Source organism: Marinoscillum sp. 108 (genome assembly GCF_902506655.1).
GTDB lineage: Bacteria > Bacteroidota > Bacteroidia > Cytophagales > Cyclobacteriaceae > Marinoscillum > Marinoscillum luteum.
The window spans coordinates 333,430-350,091 of the sequence record NZ_LR734808.1 but is presented as its reverse complement, the minus strand read 5'-3'; the positions used below and the strand labels follow the sequence as shown (position 1 = coordinate 350,091).

The 16,662-nt window shown below is 47.7% G+C and carries 13 protein-coding genes; 11 read left to right on the top strand and 2 right to left on the bottom strand.

Going from position 1 to position 16,662, the window contains the following annotated elements:
• Positions 1 to 27 precede the first annotated feature (27 nt).
• The 3 genes from GV030_RS01395 to GV030_RS01385 all read left to right on the top strand — a co-directional run bounded on the left by GV030_RS01395 (position 28) and on the right by GV030_RS01385 (position 1,487).
• On the top strand, positions 28 to 408 hold the full coding sequence (locus GV030_RS01395) for a glyoxalase (RefSeq protein WP_159579063.1): 381 nt from the start codon (positions 28 to 30) through the stop codon (positions 406 to 408).
• 24 nt (positions 409 to 432) lie between these two features.
• The gene (locus GV030_RS01390; protein WP_159579061.1) at positions 433 to 873 is read left to right on the top strand and encodes a DinB family protein; all 441 of its coding nucleotides are present in this window, start codon (positions 433 to 435) and stop codon (positions 871 to 873) included.
• Positions 874 to 1,058: 185 nt separating this feature from the next.
• Positions 1,059 to 1,487 (top strand): VOC family protein, encoded by a 429-nt coding sequence (locus tag GV030_RS01385; RefSeq protein WP_159579059.1) that lies wholly within the window; start codon positions 1,059 to 1,061, stop codon positions 1,485 to 1,487.
• A gap of 55 nt (positions 1,488 to 1,542) precedes the next feature.
• Here GV030_RS01385 and GV030_RS01380 read toward each other — a convergent pair whose 3' ends face one another.
• Positions 1,543 to 2,412 (bottom strand): hypothetical protein, encoded by an 870-nt coding sequence (locus GV030_RS01380; protein WP_159579057.1) that lies wholly within the window; start codon positions 2,410 to 2,412, stop codon positions 1,543 to 1,545.
• A gap of 190 nt (positions 2,413 to 2,602) precedes the next feature.
• Between GV030_RS01380 and GV030_RS01375 the strand changes: the two genes are divergently transcribed.
• The 5 genes from GV030_RS01375 (at position 2,603) to GV030_RS01355 (ending at position 9,770) form a co-directional block, all read left to right on the top strand.
• Positions 2,603 to 3,547: a hypothetical protein gene (locus GV030_RS01375; RefSeq protein WP_159579055.1), complete on the top strand. Its 945-nt coding sequence runs from the start codon at positions 2,603 to 2,605 to the stop codon at positions 3,545 to 3,547.
• On the top strand, positions 3,548 to 6,232 hold the full coding sequence (locus GV030_RS01370; protein WP_159579053.1) for a CHAT domain-containing protein: 2,685 nt from the start codon (positions 3,548 to 3,550) through the stop codon (positions 6,230 to 6,232).
• A gap of 120 nt (positions 6,233 to 6,352) precedes the next feature.
• Positions 6,353 to 7,669 (top strand): tRNA (N(6)-L-threonylcarbamoyladenosine(37)-C(2))-methylthiotransferase MtaB, encoded by a 1,317-nt coding sequence (gene mtaB, locus GV030_RS01365; RefSeq protein WP_159579051.1) that lies wholly within the window; start codon positions 6,353 to 6,355, stop codon positions 7,667 to 7,669.
• Positions 7,670 to 7,671: 2 nt separating this feature from the next.
• Positions 7,672 to 8,280, top strand: coding sequence for a fumarylacetoacetate hydrolase family protein (locus tag GV030_RS01360; protein ID WP_159579049.1), 609 nt, complete (start codon positions 7,672 to 7,674; stop codon positions 8,278 to 8,280).
• A gap of 74 nt (positions 8,281 to 8,354) precedes the next feature.
• Positions 8,355 to 9,770, top strand: coding sequence for a hypothetical protein (locus tag GV030_RS01355; protein WP_159579047.1), 1,416 nt, complete (start codon positions 8,355 to 8,357; stop codon positions 9,768 to 9,770).
• Between the two features lie 54 nt (positions 9,771 to 9,824).
• On the opposite strand, the gene GV030_RS01350 is transcribed toward GV030_RS01355, so the two are convergent.
• Positions 9,825 to 11,249, bottom strand: coding sequence for a hypothetical protein (locus GV030_RS01350; RefSeq protein WP_159579045.1), 1,425 nt, complete (start codon positions 11,247 to 11,249; stop codon positions 9,825 to 9,827).
• Positions 11,250 to 11,407: 158 nt separating this feature from the next.
• On the opposite strand from GV030_RS01350, the gene GV030_RS01345 reads away from it, so the two are divergent.
• From GV030_RS01345 to GV030_RS01335, 3 genes are all read left to right on the top strand, one after another.
• Positions 11,408 to 13,270, top strand: coding sequence for a M23 family metallopeptidase (locus GV030_RS01345; RefSeq protein WP_159579044.1), 1,863 nt, complete (start codon positions 11,408 to 11,410; stop codon positions 13,268 to 13,270).
• A gap of 4 nt (positions 13,271 to 13,274) precedes the next feature.
• Positions 13,275 to 13,724 (top strand): thioredoxin-dependent thiol peroxidase, encoded by a 450-nt coding sequence (gene bcp / locus GV030_RS01340; RefSeq protein ID WP_159579042.1) that lies wholly within the window; start codon positions 13,275 to 13,277, stop codon positions 13,722 to 13,724.
• 148 nt (positions 13,725 to 13,872) lie between these two features.
• On the top strand, positions 13,873 to 16,557 hold the full coding sequence (locus tag GV030_RS01335) for a TonB-dependent receptor (protein WP_159579040.1): 2,685 nt from the start codon (positions 13,873 to 13,875) through the stop codon (positions 16,555 to 16,557).
• Positions 16,558 to 16,662: the final 105 nt, after the last annotated feature.

Below are 16,662 nucleotides of genomic sequence, written 5' to 3'. Positions count from 1 at the left end.
CGCACCCCGTAACCTCCATTCAATAACATGACCTACCAGGCCAAATCCATCCGCGCTTTTATAGGGGCCCGGGTCTTTGAAGAATCCAGACAATTTTATTCCCTCCTGGGCTTTGAGGAGGTGGTGATTGATGCTAGCATGAGCCTGTTCAAAGTCAACGACAAGCTGGCATTTTACCTGCAGGACTACTATGCCAAAGAGTGGATCAACAACTCCATGCTCTTTCTGGAAGTGGACGACCTGGACCGGTGCCGGGAGACGCTCCTGAAGAAAAACCTGCCTGCGAAGTTTCACTCGGTGCGGTTTTCTGAGATCAGAAATGAGGTCTGGGGTCGGGAGCTCTTTATGCACGACCCTTCAGGGGTACTCTGGCACTTTGGAGAGTTTAAGGAAGCCCCCAACTCATGATCCCCGCTTGTCGTACAAAGAGCCATGAAAGCTTTCTTCAAAGACATCTTTGAGTACCACCACCATTTCAATCAGCAACTGGTGGACCTACTCATCAGGGAGCAGGAGCGAATCAGTGCCCGAACCACCCCCCTCTTTTCGCATGTGATCAACGCCCACCAGATATGGAATGCCAGAGTAGTGCCTGAAAAACCTCTGGGAGTACATGAGCTCCACTCTTTGGAAACGTGCAAGGCCTATGACCAGTCCAACCACCTGCGCACTTTGCAAATCATTGCCGATGCTGACCTAAGCAAAGCCATCTCCTACCGCAACTCCAGCGGCAGCGAATTTGAGAATACCATTCAGGAAATACTGTTTCACGTGAGCAATCACACCACCCATCACAGGGGTCAGATCATCTCCGACCTCCGGCAGCAAGGCATAGAACCCATCGTTACCGATTACATCTTTTACAAGCGATGATGGGATGATCATCGAAACAGGAAAACCGCACCCAAACAATCAGTGACCTGTAAATAGAGAAAAATGAAAAACCTGTCTCTCTGTATGACCTCTGATAAGAGGACACTGATTCGCACCGTTCTTGGTTCATAAGTCTAAAAATTTGGAGAATGTGGAAAAAATGGCTCCCTTTAAAATAAAAAAAGATGGCCACCACAAACACTTACCTAAACTTTAACGGGACTTGCGAAGAAGCTTTCAATTTTTATAAATCAGTCTTTGGAGGAGAGTTCAACTACATAGGCCGGTTTGGGGAAATGCCCGAAAGCGATGATTACAGCGTTCCTGAGGGAGATAAAAACAAGATCATGCACGTTAGCTTGCCTATAGGCACTTCCATTCTCATGGGAAGTGACATAGGTGGGGACTGGGCACCCACGTTTATTCAGGGAAATAATTTCTCTGTCTCAATTACCCCTGAAAGTAAGCAGGAGGCTGATACTCTATTTAATGCACTCTCTAAAGGCGGGCAGGTAACTACGCCAATCCATCACTCCTTTTGGGGCGCATATTTTGGAATGTTCACGGACAAATTTGGCATCAACTGGATGGTCAACTTCGAGGAAAAAAAATAGGGGCCGCATCCCAGACGCGACCCCACCTACCTGATAAAAAACTCAACGCTAACAATTACCCTCTTTTGTGAGGTCGTCTTCTGCCCCGGGGTTCTACCTCTATGGTTTCGGTTTCACCATTGGTGGTCACCTCCGCCAGGTTATCACATTCACCATCACCATAGTCAATCACCACTGTGTTATCTCCTGACACGATCTCCAGCACACCCGCCACCGGGATGTGTACACCAGTTGCTTTGCAGCCTCTTTTGAAGATCAGGTCCTCCATGATGGTGGAGCTGTAGGTATTTCCATTTTGAAGGGTACCGCTGGCACTGCCAGATAGTGAAGCGTAGTTATCTTCTCTTTCTTCGCCTACATATAGCGTTCGCAGGTGCTCCGCTTCGCGGGTGATGGTGCTCCCATCAGGAAAGGTCAGTTTACCTCCCACCAATGATGTTTCAAAAGCAATCCCTGTACCGGAAGTATCCGTCACGTTGGTAATGGTACGTGTACCCTCCACCTGCACACTGTCCAGAAAGAAGTCTTCAAAAGTGACAATTCGATAAGCGCCGGGTACATACTTCCGCTCATTGTACTCAATCACGATTTTACCACTTCTCCAGGTTCCAAACCGGTCTTCACAGCCATCTCCAAAATCTATGGTGATCACATGGCTGGCGGTATCGTGTGCTATCTCAGCACACTCCAGCAAATGATCCCTAAGTCCCCGTCCAGAAGTAGCAAACAACTCCATCCCGGCATCAGCCAGTAGATCCACATCCTCCATACTGGAGGCCACCGCAGCCTCTGAGGTTACACTCACCGAAGCAGTCTCCGAAAGGGTGCTACTTTCCATTGCCCCTGAATCGTCCTGGCAGGCAGTAAAGAGCAGGGCAAAAAACAAGGCTGACAAAACGCTCACTAAAAATGATAACTTCTTCATGATACTATTCTTTTGATTTCTAAATTGATTTCGTACCCTTTGACAGCACATGGGAAGGATGGTTTAACGGGCTATGAAAAAAAATTAAAAAATTCTAACTTTGGCTTGCACTTTTTTAAGCCCTGTTTTAGATACATTCGTCATACAGGGTTTGCTTCGGAAGGTTGTTTTTCCCACAAACAAATAAATTATGCGCCATTTCATCACCGCCTTAATCATCTTTAGCGCCTACCTCTCTCATGCCCAGGGATGCAGCGATGCGGGATTCTGTACCATGGGAGCCATGAAGCCAGACCAGGCCTATAGCAAAAAGGTCAACTTCAAACTGAGGTCGCTGGAGCTGAACTACTACCGAGGTACCTCCCTCCTCACCCCTGTCATCACGGTCTTTACCTCAGACATGACCTTTGGGATCAACGACTACTACGCCATACAGGTGAAAGTGCCCTACCAGATGGTGACCGGTAGCCTGGGAGAGACTCAGGGACTGGGCGACCTCTCCATCAGTGCCTCCAGGTCCATCCGCCTGGCCAATGGCAGCACTGTAGGCATTACCCTTGGCGGGAAAATCCCCTCGGGAAAATCAGATATCGAAAACAATCATTCAGAATTTGGCAGCGGTGACCTGCCCATGTACTATCAGGTCAGTCTGGGATCTTACGACGCTGTGGCCGGAGCTTCCTATATCAATGAAAAGTGGCTGTTCGCCACCGGAATCCAGCGTCCGCTCATTCATCAAAACGAAAATGACTTCAGGTGGGGGAAATGGCCAGACTACCCGGATCCTAGCTATATCCGAAAATACAACCTCGCCAACGACCTCAAAAGAGGCACCGATGTGATGCTGAGAGCCGAAAGAAACTTCAGGTTTATCAACTTCAATTTTGGGATCGGGGCATTGGCTATCTACCGGATCACCAAAGATGAGGTCTACAACTTCAATGAAGATAAGCGCGAAAAACTGAACGGAACCACCGGTTTGGCTTTCAATATGCTGGCCAATGTTGGTTACCAGTTCAATATCAATAACAGCGTAAAATTGATCTACGGACAGAAATTCATGGATCGCGAGGTAAACCCGGATGGGCTCACCAGACACAATGTATTCAGCTTCAGCTACGTCTATCGATTTTAAATGATGAAAAGAATCCTAACCGTCACTTTCCTCCTGACCACACTGCTCACTGCGGCTCAGCAAGACCTTTTTCTATCAGGAGAAAACTATTTCCAACAGGGGCAATACATCCGGGCTTTTGAAAGCTACCAGGCAGCAAGTGTTGGATTTCAGCAGCAGCAAACCCTGGACCAATACGCCTTGTGCAACCTCAAGATGGCCGAATGTCACCTGGAAACAGGAGCGCTCAACCAATGCATGAGTCAGGCCCGAAACACACTGGAGTACATCACAGACGTATTGCCACAGGAGAAGGTACTTCAGCTACGGGCACAACTACTGCTGGGCGAGGCCTATCTCAAAGCGGGGCGCAATGACCTGGCCATGGAAACACTGACCGGTGCAGAACAGTCTCTGCCAGATCCTACTGACCTTTCCGCCGCAGAATGCTACAACGATCTCGGGGTGGTCTACTGGAACAACAAGAACAAGGAAACCGCCAAAAGCTACCACGAAAGGGCACTGAAAATCAGAAAAGCCCGCCTCAAGGGGGAAGATCCTCTTCTGGCTGATTCGTACCTGAATCTGGGACTGATTTACCTCGAAGATGACTTCCTCCAAGCCGTCATCAATTTTAATAATGCCCTGAAAATCTATCAGGCAGCATACGGAAAAAATCATCCCAGCGTAGCCCTTTGTTACGGGAACCTGGCCTTTGCCAACAGTGCCCAAAACAATTTCGGGGAGGCCCTCACCTACCTGGACCTTACCATGAATATCTGGGACAGTCATTACTCCGGCGACCACCCCAACAAGGCCTTTACATTGTCCAACAGGGGTCGCATATTGGAGGCCCAGGGTGATTATCATAAAGCACTACTGACTCAGCAGGAAGCACTGCAGCAGTACATTCGCCTCTATGGCGACAAGCATCCTGAGGTGGCCAACACCTTCTACCTGATTGGTTCTGTCCAGCTCAAACAAGAAAATTACAAAGAAGCGGTAGAGAGCTTTCAGAAATCCATCTATGCCAACCTGCAAAACCAGGAGTACACTTCCCTGTATGATTTGCCGGAGCTGCAGGACTACTTCAATGCCGACATACTTCTCTCATCCCTGCAGTACAAAGCACAGGCCCTGGAAGCTCTTCATTTCGGAAAAACACTCAAACCTTCGGATATCAAAAGCGCCCTGAGCACCTACCTGAAATGCGATGACCTGATCAGCCAGATCAGGCAAAAGCGACTCACCGAAGGGGATAAGATCAGGATAGGGAGCATTGCGGCAGATGTGTATGATGACGGCATCCGGACGGCCCTGTATTTGAGTGATAAGACCTTTCAGAAAAAGTACTTTCGGGAGATCGCCTTTACCTTTTGTGAGCGCAGCAAATCCGCTGTGCTGCTGGAAGCGATCAATGAAACCAAAGCCAAAGCATTTGCCGGGATTCCCAACCACCTCCTTGCGCTGGAAGACAGCCTGAAAACAGAAATCAGCCTGCTGGAACAGCTTCTGGCTAACACGATGGATGAGTCCAGACTGGGCTCCCTGCAAAATGCACTCTTCGAAACCCGGCAATCCTACCGCACATTCATCACCAGCCTGGAGAAGGAATACCCCAACTACTTCAACCTGAAATACCGACAGGCGGATATCTCTGTCGCGGCACTTCAGGAAAAACTGACACCTACAGCGGGGGTGTTATCCTACTTCATTGGTGAGGAATCCATTTTTATCTTCCTCATTTCCAAAAAAGACTTTGAAGTATTCAGCCTGCCGAAAGCAGACAACCTGGTGCAACTAACCAAAGGGCTTCGTAATGCTATCAAATACCACATTCCATCCACTTTCCAGTCTTCAAGTGTCAGTCTGTTCAAGCAGCTCATTCCTGATCTGCCAGATGGCCTTCAAAGCCTTACCATCATACCTGATGGGCTACTGGGCACCATTCCATTTGAGTCTCTCCTGAGCGAGTCAAAGGATGGAGGAAACAATACCTACCTGCTGGAAAAATATGCCATATCCTATGACTATGCTGCCTCTCTCCTTCTGGAAAAACTGGACGCACCAGCGGGAACTGCCAGGGGAATTCTGCTGACCGCTCCGGTTTCATTTGAGCAAAATGAACTCACCATGGCCAGCTTGCCAGGGTCCGAACAGGAAGTAAAGGAGATCAGGTACTTGTTTCTCTCCGAGGCGGACGTCCCCGAAATTCTGCTAAATGAGGAAGCTTCGGAAGCCATGCTCAAATCTTCAAAACTGTCAGGATACAAGTATCTGCATTTTGCCACGCATGGCATTGTGAACGAATCCAAGCCGGCGCTTTCAAGAATCTTTCTCTCCCCCACGGAAAATGAAGATGGCAGCCTGTACTCTGGTGAGATCTATGGACTGAACATCGGCGCAGATCTGGTGACCCTCTCGGCCTGTGAGACAGGCCTTGGCAAAGTGGAAAAAGGCGAGGGAATCATCGGACTCAGTCGTTCACTCATGTATGCCGGAGCCAAAAACCTCATCGTTTCGCTGTGGCAGGTTTCGGATGCCTCTACCGCACAGCTTATGATAGAGTTTTACAAACAGCACCTCAATCATTCTGGCAATATGATTTTTGCAGATGACCTGCGAAAAGCCAAACTCAGCCTGCTCAAGTCTGCAAGCTATAGCGATCCCTACTATTGGGCTCCCTTCATTTTGATAGGGCTGTAAAGCCAAAGGTGCTTTAAAAAGCAAAACCAGGCTCTCAAAAATTCCTAATGAGAGAACTTTCCTTCTCCTTCACCCCTTTCCAGAGAACTGAAAGCGGGATTTTATTACCTTTGCGCCTCTATGAAGCGAGTAGCCTTTTATACACTGGGATGTAAGCTGAATTTTTCCGAGACCTCCACCATTTCCCGAATGTTTGAGGACCGGGGATTCAAGAAAGTGGATTTCACAGACCAACCGGATATTTTCATCATCAACACCTGCTCGGTGACAGAGAATGCCGACAAAAAGTGTAAGAAGATCGTCAAGGAGGCTAAGAAAATCTCTCCAAAAAGCTTTGTGACCATCATCGGGTGCTACGCACAGCTGAAACCTAAAGAGATCAGTGAGATCAAAGGTGTGGATGCCGTACTGGGGGCTGCCGAGAAATTCAGGCTATTTGAATACCTCGACGAATTCATTGCGACCAATGAGCCCCAAGTATACGCCTCCGAAATACAGGAAGCGAAGCGATACAATGCCTCCTACTCCTACGGAGACCGCACGCGTACCTTTCTCAAAGTACAGGATGGCTGCAACTATGGGTGTGCATTCTGTACCATCCCACTGGCCCGGGGCAAAAGCAGAAGTGCCAGCATCGCGGAGATCGTGGAGCAGGCCAAAGAAATCGCCGCCTCAGAAGTGAAAGAAGTAGTGCTCACGGGTGTGAATATTGGTGACTTTGGCATTCAGGATGGCAAGCGCAAGGAAAAATTTATTGACCTGATCAAGGCATTGGACGAAGTGGAAGGGATAGAGCGATTCAGAATCTCCTCCATAGAGCCTAACCTGCTTTCCACAGAGGTGATCACCTTTGTGAGCCAGTCCAAAAGGTTTGTGCCTCACTTCCATGTGCCCTTGCAATCTGGCAGTGATAAGATACTCCAAAGAATGAACCGGCGCTACCTGAGCGACCTTTACAAAGAGCGGGTGCACACCATCAAGTCGCTGATGCCACACTGCGGGATCGGTGTGGATGTGATCACCGGATTTCCGGGCGAAACAGAGGAAGACTTTCTGGAAACCTATCAGTTTCTAAACGAACTGGATGTATCCTACCTCCATGTGTTTACCTACTCTGAACGTGCCAATACTCAGGCCCTGGAGATGGACGGAGTGGTCTCGCTAAAGGATCGGCAGAAAAGATCTAAAATGCTTAGAGCGCTTTCGGAGAAAAAGAAAAGATACTTCTACGAACAGCACGTCGATCAGATGCAGACGGTCCTCTTTGAGGATGATGTGGAAGATGGACATATGCATGGGTTTACCGAAAACTACATCCGCATCAAGGCTAAATATGATCCGGTACTCATCAATGAAATGAAGGTGGTAAAGATGGCCCGGGTAGATGCCAGCGGCCTGATGGAAGTAGAAGAAGTGGAAGAAATCCTCGCTCATTAATTATGAAAATCATCTGCATCGGTCGCAACTATGCCGACCACATCACCGAACTGGGCAACGAAAGACCCGAGACACCGGTCATCTTCATGAAGCCGGACACGGCCATTCTTAGAAACAATGACGCTTTCTACTACCCGGATTTCTCCAAAGACATTCACTATGAGTGTGAACTTCTGATCCGGATCAACAAAGAAGGCAAATCCGTAGAACCCCGGTTTGCGCACAAATACTATGATCAGATCGGCCTGGGCATAGACTTTACCGCCCGGGACCTACAGGCAAAAGCCAAGGAAAAGGGACTGCCCTGGGAAATGGCCAAAGGATTCAATGGATCAGCACCTACGTCGCCATTTATTTCAAAAGAAGGCTTCGACCTCACCAACACCCAATTTCAGCTGGAGCTCAACGGCCAGGTGGTGCAGGATGCCAACACCTCACTGATGCTCTGGCCAGTGGATGAGCTCATAGCCTATGTCTCCAAATATTTTACCCTGAAAAAAGGTGATATTCTCTTCACCGGAACCCCAAAAGGCGTGGGCCCTGTGAAGATCGGTGATCGGCTGGTAGGCAAGCTTGCCGGCAGGCAGATGTTCGATTTTGAGGTGAGGTAGGTTGCCTTTCAGTTGTTTCTAAAAATATTTATTCATAGCTTAAAACAGTTAACGCTAAAACTAACTGTCTTACTATGAAAAATTCACTCACCTACCTTACCCTATTTGTAATTGCCCTGGCTTATGCCTGCAATGGGCCAAAGTCTGCCACAGAGGAAGCATTGCCTCCTTATATCAATGTGAGCTACACCGTCCCCAAAGACCTGTCATCCGATGCCTCTCCAGAGCTTTTGGCGAAGTTTGCCTGGGAAGAACTTATTGCGCTCAACTGGAAATCATCTTACGACCTTTCACAGAAGCGTGGCAAACCGGACACCACCTGGAACTTTAGCCAATCTGGTGCTTATCCCGACCTACTCGTCTGGGAAACCTATGCGCACCGCTCTGAACTCCGTCCGTACTATGGCCAAATTCAGCCCTTTGACAATCCGCCACACTACAGCTTTGGCAATCAGCCCGCCCCCATTCCAGGCACCAATGCCCGCTTTGACCTATTCAATAACCTTGATGAATCTAACGAGATTGGTTCGTGCAATCTGTATGCCTACGACACAAGCCAAATGGTGCTCTATCAGGCGAAGGTCAACCGCTATGAGTATGACTACATCCAGCAATACTACGGTGACAGTGCATCTCTCGCCCAGGCGGCCGCCCGTACCCAGAACAACATCAACACTCTGAGTGCCTACTGTCCCGAATGTCCTACCAACTGCGACAGCCCTCAGGAGGCTGGAGTAATCTGTCTTCCCTGTGGTGGTGCCGAAAATGAAGGCAGCATAGAGGTGAAAACTGCCTGGCGCATGCTTACTGACCAGGATGACCATTCCCGGTTTTACAAAGACTCGGTGATCTACTATGAAAAAGGAAATGATGGAGAAATCTACTATAAAAACGGTGTTTTTGGTCTGATAGGGATACACATCATTCACAAAACCGAAAACTATCCCACCTTTATTTTCGCCTCGTGGGAGCAAGTGGATGTCACGGAGGCCAAAATGGAATTCATTTTACTGAACGGAAATGCCCAACCCACAGGTACACCTCAAACCGTCAAAAGGCTACATGGGGTTCCTCCGGTAATCGACACGGTGAATAACAATGTGCATGCATTGCTGAAGAAGATCAACATGGAAAGTATCTGGCAATACTACCGACTCATAGGCGTACAGTCCCGCCCTGTCAACTCCATAGAAGAAGACCCGAATTACTACATGGCGAACTTCGTGATCGAGTCAGACTCCACGCTGGCTAATTTCCATGGAAGCTCCATTGGCAAACCGTTTGACGGTGGGAATAACACCCTGTATAATAAAACCTTCTATAATATGGGCGGGTGTATGGGCTGCCATGGAGCCACTCAGCTGAAAGGTACAGACTTTAGCTTCTTACTTGACTTTGCGGGTAAGCCGGTAAAGGATCCGGATGTCATCGATTTGATCCCCACAGAACCAAGTCCAAAAGTCAAAGCCTATATTCTGGGTATTCAATAAAATCACCTAAACAAGATAAGGTTTGGAAGCATGGAGCTTCCAAACCTTATCATTTTATTGGGGTCTGATGGCGACAGACCATAAAAAATCCACCTTAGTCATCCCCGCAAATACACTGTCCCCTATGCTAATAAATCCATCGGGTTGATAGGCAGGCGTATTGAAGTTTCCGGGAGCCCGGGCCGCCAGCCGATGACAGGTCATACAATTACTATTAACACCTGTCCATGGGATACTATCCAATACGCCATTTTTAGTCTTTATGGGAACAGTACCGAAAAGATTAGTTTCCAGATAAGGATTAAAAGACACAAACGGTTCACCTGCTGCACTTCCTGCAGGGGTCACCATGAAGTAGGCCGTTCGCATATTATAGTGATCCCAGGGGGCCGATATAGAAGTCGGCCTGTCTGCTCCAAAGAAGGGATGATCGTTATAAGGTGACCACCAGAAGGTCTGCCATGTCCAGTTATTAATCTCCTTGGAAGTGACATGCATTGCCATCAGCAAAGCATAGTTTCCCACCTTCACATTTTGATAGATGCTGGTGGAATCCGTCATATTTCCCTCCCCCACATCATCACCCGAAGTGGCCGCAAAGTCACTAAATTCCTTCACATCCTCCTCCGTCAGTTCAATGGCATAAAAATCCTCCAAACCAACCACCTGCAGCCACCTTAGAGGTTCGTTATTTACCGACATCAGGGCCGAATCTCCCGGTTTCAATACACCAGTAGGATCCACGATCACTCCCTGCCTCCAGGTATGAGGTTCAGGGTTTTTCAGGTCTGTAGTGGTTTTTGGGGAAATGCCGTTCCAAAATGGAATGACCGTGGGGCCCGAACCATCTATGAACTGAAAAACCGGCTTGAGCACTATGGCCCGCTCATCAATAGAATCCGGAGTAGTTTGAATCTGACGAAGCGCAATCGGCGTTCCTGCCTGATCAAATGCTCCATTGATCGAATCAAGAACCTCTGTCCGATTCAAACCAGACGAAACGATAAAATCAGCCACACTTTTAGTATAGCGATTGAAAGAGGTAATTTGCTCGGGCAAATCCTGCGGGATAGCTCCCCCAGTTATATTTTCAAAATGATGAAACTGTCTGGGTGATTGGAAATCTCTCACGATGTTACGGGTTTTTATCCCCTTCTTCCCAGCCAGCTCAAACACTTCATAACCAGAATACCAGGTCTCCCAAACCGGCAACCCTTCCGGCCCTGGAGAGGTTATGGATCCCCACACGTCCCAGGCATGCGCCCGAATATTGGGTAAGTCCACTTCATCAATCATTTTTTGAATCTGATCTTTAGTAGCAGGATACGATCCAAAGTTGGGAGGATCTGTGTAGAGTTTATCTGTTATAAAGACGGCTTCCATACCCCGCCCCACCGATGAGGTGCAGGAGGTGTGAACAAAAGCTAAAATTACAATGCCGGTAAGCAAAGCAATGAAGGCGGTGCGTAAATTTTCCATTAGCGTAGATTTGTTGTTGATCCGTTAAGTTACATTTTATATTTACAAAAAAGAAACCATATCCTCTGAGCAATTAATTGCCAAAAACACGCAACATTTCACAGAATTCATCAGTTTTGTGATAGATTAAAAAAGAACATTTCAACGGCGCTATTTAGATGAGGTTTGGACTTCCTGTTTTATTCATTTTCTTAAGTTTTCACGCATTCACCCAACCCTTCACCTCAGACAATTATTACCTCTTCCCCATCAATCCCGGTCAGCAAAATTTCCTGGCCGGAACTATGGGCGAGCTCCGCTCCAGTCACTTCCACGCGGGGTTAGACATCAAAACGGGTGGTCAGTCCGGCCTGCCAGTGCATGCTACTGCAGATGGATACATCAGTCGGGTAAGGGTGAACACAGGGGGCTACGGCTACTGCCTGTATATGACCCATCCCAACGGAACCACGTCGGTCTACGCCCACCTCAGTAAGTTTGAAGGACGCATAGCCAGGTACCTGCTGGACGAGCAATACAAAGCAGAAAGCTTTGAGGTTCAGCTGTTTCCAGACAAAAATCAGTTTGTGTTTAAGCGCGGTGAGATCATTGCCTACTCAGGAAATACCGGCTCCTCCAGTGGGCCGCATTTGCATTTCGAAATCCGGGATGCCAACCAACGAATACTGGATCCTTTAAAATTCAACTTCGCTGAGATCAAGGACAACATCACACCTCAGATGAAAAACATAGCCTTCGTGACCCTGGATGGTGCGGCGAGAGTGAACGAAACCTTTGGCAGGTTCGAATTTGATGCCATCAAGACCCATGACGTCTACCATACCCGGGTACCTATCAGTCTGAAAGGCAAAATAGGCATTGAAATATATGCCTACGACCTGTTGAACGGGGTGTATAACCGCAACGGAATTCCAGAAACCACACTGGTCATCAACGGAGATACAGTCTTTAGTCAGTCCAAATCGAGTCTTTCCTTTGGCAAGCAGAGAAACATTCTGGTACATATGGATTATGAAGCCTACAGAAATGGCGGCAAAAAGTACAACAAGCTCTTTGTGGAAGATGGTAACACCAATGACTTTTACAATGTCTCTTCTCAGGGGTTCAATTTCTCAGACTCTACGCACCTGATTCAGATCTATATGAAGGATAGCTATGGGAATATCTCCACTTTCGAGACGGAGGTCAATAACCGAAAGGTGGTCAATCTCCCGGACCCATACATCAACGAGTTTGAGATCTATCGTGATCACCTTCACTTCAAAAACGTTCATCAGGGGACTCCTGGAAAAATCTCTCTCTTTTTTGGCAATACCCGTAGACCTCTGGAACCCTACCGTACCGACAGAAGGGCCGCCTACTACCTGTGGAACCTACACGATGGCCTGCCTGATTCCATTGATTATGCTGGTAAAATCCTGAATACAGGCATTTATGCTGAAATTCCCTCTGGTTCTGAAATCAGTTTTTTCAACCATCACTCCGATCTGTTTTTCAAACAATACTCCCTCTTCGATACCCTCTATCTAAGGTTCGAAAAGGATTATGACGTACAGCTTGGACTGGAGCTATTCCGGTTTCCACACAATGACACCCCACTGCGGTCCACGGTCAATATCCGATTGAAACCAGAATATAGTTATCCTGAAAATACGGCTCGCGTCTACGCCGTTTATGGGAGTAATCTGAGTTATCAGGGAGGCACCTGGGAAGACGGCAATATCTCCTTTGACACCCGCGATCTGGTCACTTTCACCATTGCTGAAGACACCATACCGCCAGTCATCACGCCACGCATCATCAACTCCAGTGAGCTTTACTTCAAAATCAATGATGAACGCTCCGGCATCAAAAGCTTCAGAGCTACTCTGAACGGCTCCTTTCTCCTGATGAATTATGAATCTAAAAAAGACCTGATCTGGGCGGTGAGAAAAGATGAAAACATCCCGCTCAAAGGAGAGTTTATACTGGAAGTGGAAGACAACACTGGAAACAAACAAATTTACCAACGAAACCTCTAAGAAAATGAAACTACAAGCCGGCGATCAAGCTCCCGATTTTACCAGCATCGATCAGGATGGTAACCCAATCAGCCTCTCCGACTTTAAGGGTAAGAAAATTGTGCTCTACTTCTACCCCAAAGACAACACCCCGGGATGCACAGCAGAATCCTGCAACCTCCGCGACAATTACGCCAACTTGCAAAAGCAGGGTTATGTGGTACTCGGAGTAAGTGGCGATAGTGCCAAATCGCATAAGAAATTCATTGAAAAATTTGACCTTCCTTTTCCCCTCATTGCAGATGAAGACAAGTCTGTACATGAAGCCTATGGCACCTGGGGAGAAAAACAGATGTATGGCAGGACGTATATGGGCACACTCCGCACCACGTTTGTCATTGATGAAAAAGGTATGATAGAAGAAGTGATCGCAAAGGTGAAAACCAAAGATCATACCGCGCAGATCCTGAAGTAAATTTGATATCCCGGGTCGCTGGTGGACAAACTCTTGCCAGAAGCAGGGGAAGTTTAAATCCGTTTATTCTAAATTGTTGCAATTATTTTGACGCAACACATAAGGTAAACGGATAGTGCCTCTGTTTTCTGTAAGTACCAGCCAACCTATGCCACGAATACTTTTATCAGGCTTACTTCTCTTCTCACTGGGACTGCATGCGCAGAAAATTGCAGATTTCAGGTTTTCTTATGATCCTGTGGGGCAATCCCTCCCTACCCTTATCCATCAGGCCGAGAGCAACTTTCCCGTCACGGTCTTTTACAAAAAAGCCTGGATTGATAGCATTCGGGCGGTCTCAGTGCCAGATAATAAATTTCTCAGTATTCTGCAGGCCAGCCTGAGCAACTCGGGATTTCGTATCACGATCAAAGATGACTATTACCTATTCATCTATCCCGATGATGAGCTGATCACGGGTCTTGGCATCAATCCCTTTGAAGAAGCTCAGGTAAAGGAAACCTGGGTGGAAATCGGTGACCAGGCAAAAATGCAACCCGGAGTGCCCACAAAGCTCACTGGCTATGTGAGTGATGCGACGGGAGAAGTGATCCCGGGGGTGACCATCAGTGTGGACGATGGCAGCAGCGGTACCATTTCCAGCCCTTTGGGCTACTATCAACTGGAGCTGCTCCCCGGAAACCATGCCATCACCTACAATTACCTGGGTTTTGAGTCTGAACAGAAGAAAATCAAGCTCTACAGTCAGGGGACACTCAATATAAACCTGTATGAAGAAACCTCGGTACTGGAGGAGATTACCGTAGAGGAAGGCGGAGCCAGAGACAGGCTCACCAACACCAGCCTGGGAAAAAGTGACCTCAGTATCTATGCCATTAACAAAATGCCCGCTTTCATGGGAGAATCTGATGTGATCAAAAGCATCACCATCCTGCCCGGTGTGAGTGTGACGGGCGAAAGTAGTAGCTACATCAGTGTCCGTGGTGGCAACTACGACCAAAACCTCATTCTGATGAATGACATCCCCATTTACAACCCCTCACACCTTTTGGGTTTTTTCTCTGTGTTCAATCCTGACATGGTGAGCAAAGTATCCCTCTACAAGGGCAGCGTGCCCGCGCGCTATGAGAGTCGTGCGTCCTCAGTATTGGATGTGAAGCTCTCACCCCGGGCGTCCAGCCCGTTTATGGCTTATGGAGGCATCGGCATTCTTACCAGCTCACTTGGCGCAAAAGGTAAAGTACTGGACGACAAACTCACCTACACGGTAGGCTCCCGAGCCACCTATTCTGATTGGGTATTGAATGCCGTACCGGATAAGGATGCCAAAACCAGTGCGGCAAATTTTTGGGATTTCAACAGTGTGATCGAATATCAGGTCAATTCAAAAAACTCAGTAAAAGGCACCTTCTACAAAGCCAAAGACAGTTTTCAGTTTAGTGAAGACACCACCTATAGTTATGACCAGGTGGGATTTAGTCTGGCCTGGAACCATCTTTTCTCCAATGATCTGCTGTACAACCTCACGGTAAGCCACAGTGATTACCAGTATGAAACCGAAGGGGACGCACAGAATTATCAGTTTTTACTGAAAAATGGGATCCAACAATCGGGAATCCAGAACAACCTTACCTTTTCGAGAGGAATGCACGCACTGGAGGCCGGTGTACACCTCAACAGGTTCATCACCAGCCCAGGCTCCATGGAGCCGAATAGTCAGAACTCACTGGTGGTACCTACCACACTAAGTGAAGAACATGCCGTCACGGTGTCCGGGTACCTGGAAGATGAAGTGAAGCTGACCGAAAGCCTTCGGGCACGAGTCGGCCTGCGATATACCAACTACCAACTGCTGGGCCCACTGACGACCTACACCTATGCTCCGGATAGTCCCAGAAATGAAACCACCACCACCGGCGAAATCTCCTATGATCAAAATGAAAAAATAGCCAACTACCACGGAATGGAGCCGCGTGCTAGCATCAGTTATCTCTTCCCCTGGGCCACTTTGAAGCTTGGGTACAACAGACTTTACCAGTTTCAGCACCTCATCTCCAACTCCATCTCTATAACGCCTCTGGATCAGTGGAAACTGAGCGACCAGTTTATCAAGCCGGTCATTTCAGATCAGCTAGCCCTTGGAGTATTCAGAAATTTTCAGGAAAACACTCTCGAAGCTTCTGTGGAAGGCTATGTGAAACACTATCAAAACCTGATAGAGTATAAAAACGGTGCTAACATCGTGCTTAATGAATCCCTGGAACAAGTCCTCATCAGTGGCGAAGGAAAGGCCTGGGGACTTGAGTTTTTGCTGGCCAAAAACAAAGGAAGAACCCAGGGCTGGTTTTCCTATGCCTACTCACGCACGTTCATCAGAACACAATCCCCACATGTAGAAGAGCGCATCAACGATGGGGCCTGGTATCCCTATTATTCCGACAGACCGCACAATATCTCATTGTCTTTGGATCACAAAATCACCAACAGATGGTCTATGGGCGTCAACTTCAAATATGCATCCGGAAGACCAGTGAGTGCCCCGGCAGCCAGATTTGTGGTGGATAATGTGACCGTGGCTTATTTTAATGAACGAAACGGAGAACGCATCCCTGACTACCACAGGGCGGATATTTCACTCACCCACGAAAACAAAGTGAAGAAGAACCAGCAATTTCGAAGTAAATGGGTGATTTCGGTCTATAATCTATATGCCCGTAAAAACGCTTATTCCATCTTTTTCAAGAATAGTCCCGGTGCTCCAGCCCAACCATATAAATTGACTATTGCGGGCGGGATGATCCCTTCGCTTACTTACAAGTTTGAGTTCAATTAAGCCTTCAAACACCCCCTATTGTTCAATTTTTAACAGTTAATGGTCTGACTGATAGTTGATTTTTTTCTGGTTTTCAACAGATGAAAACCATACTTTTAACACGCC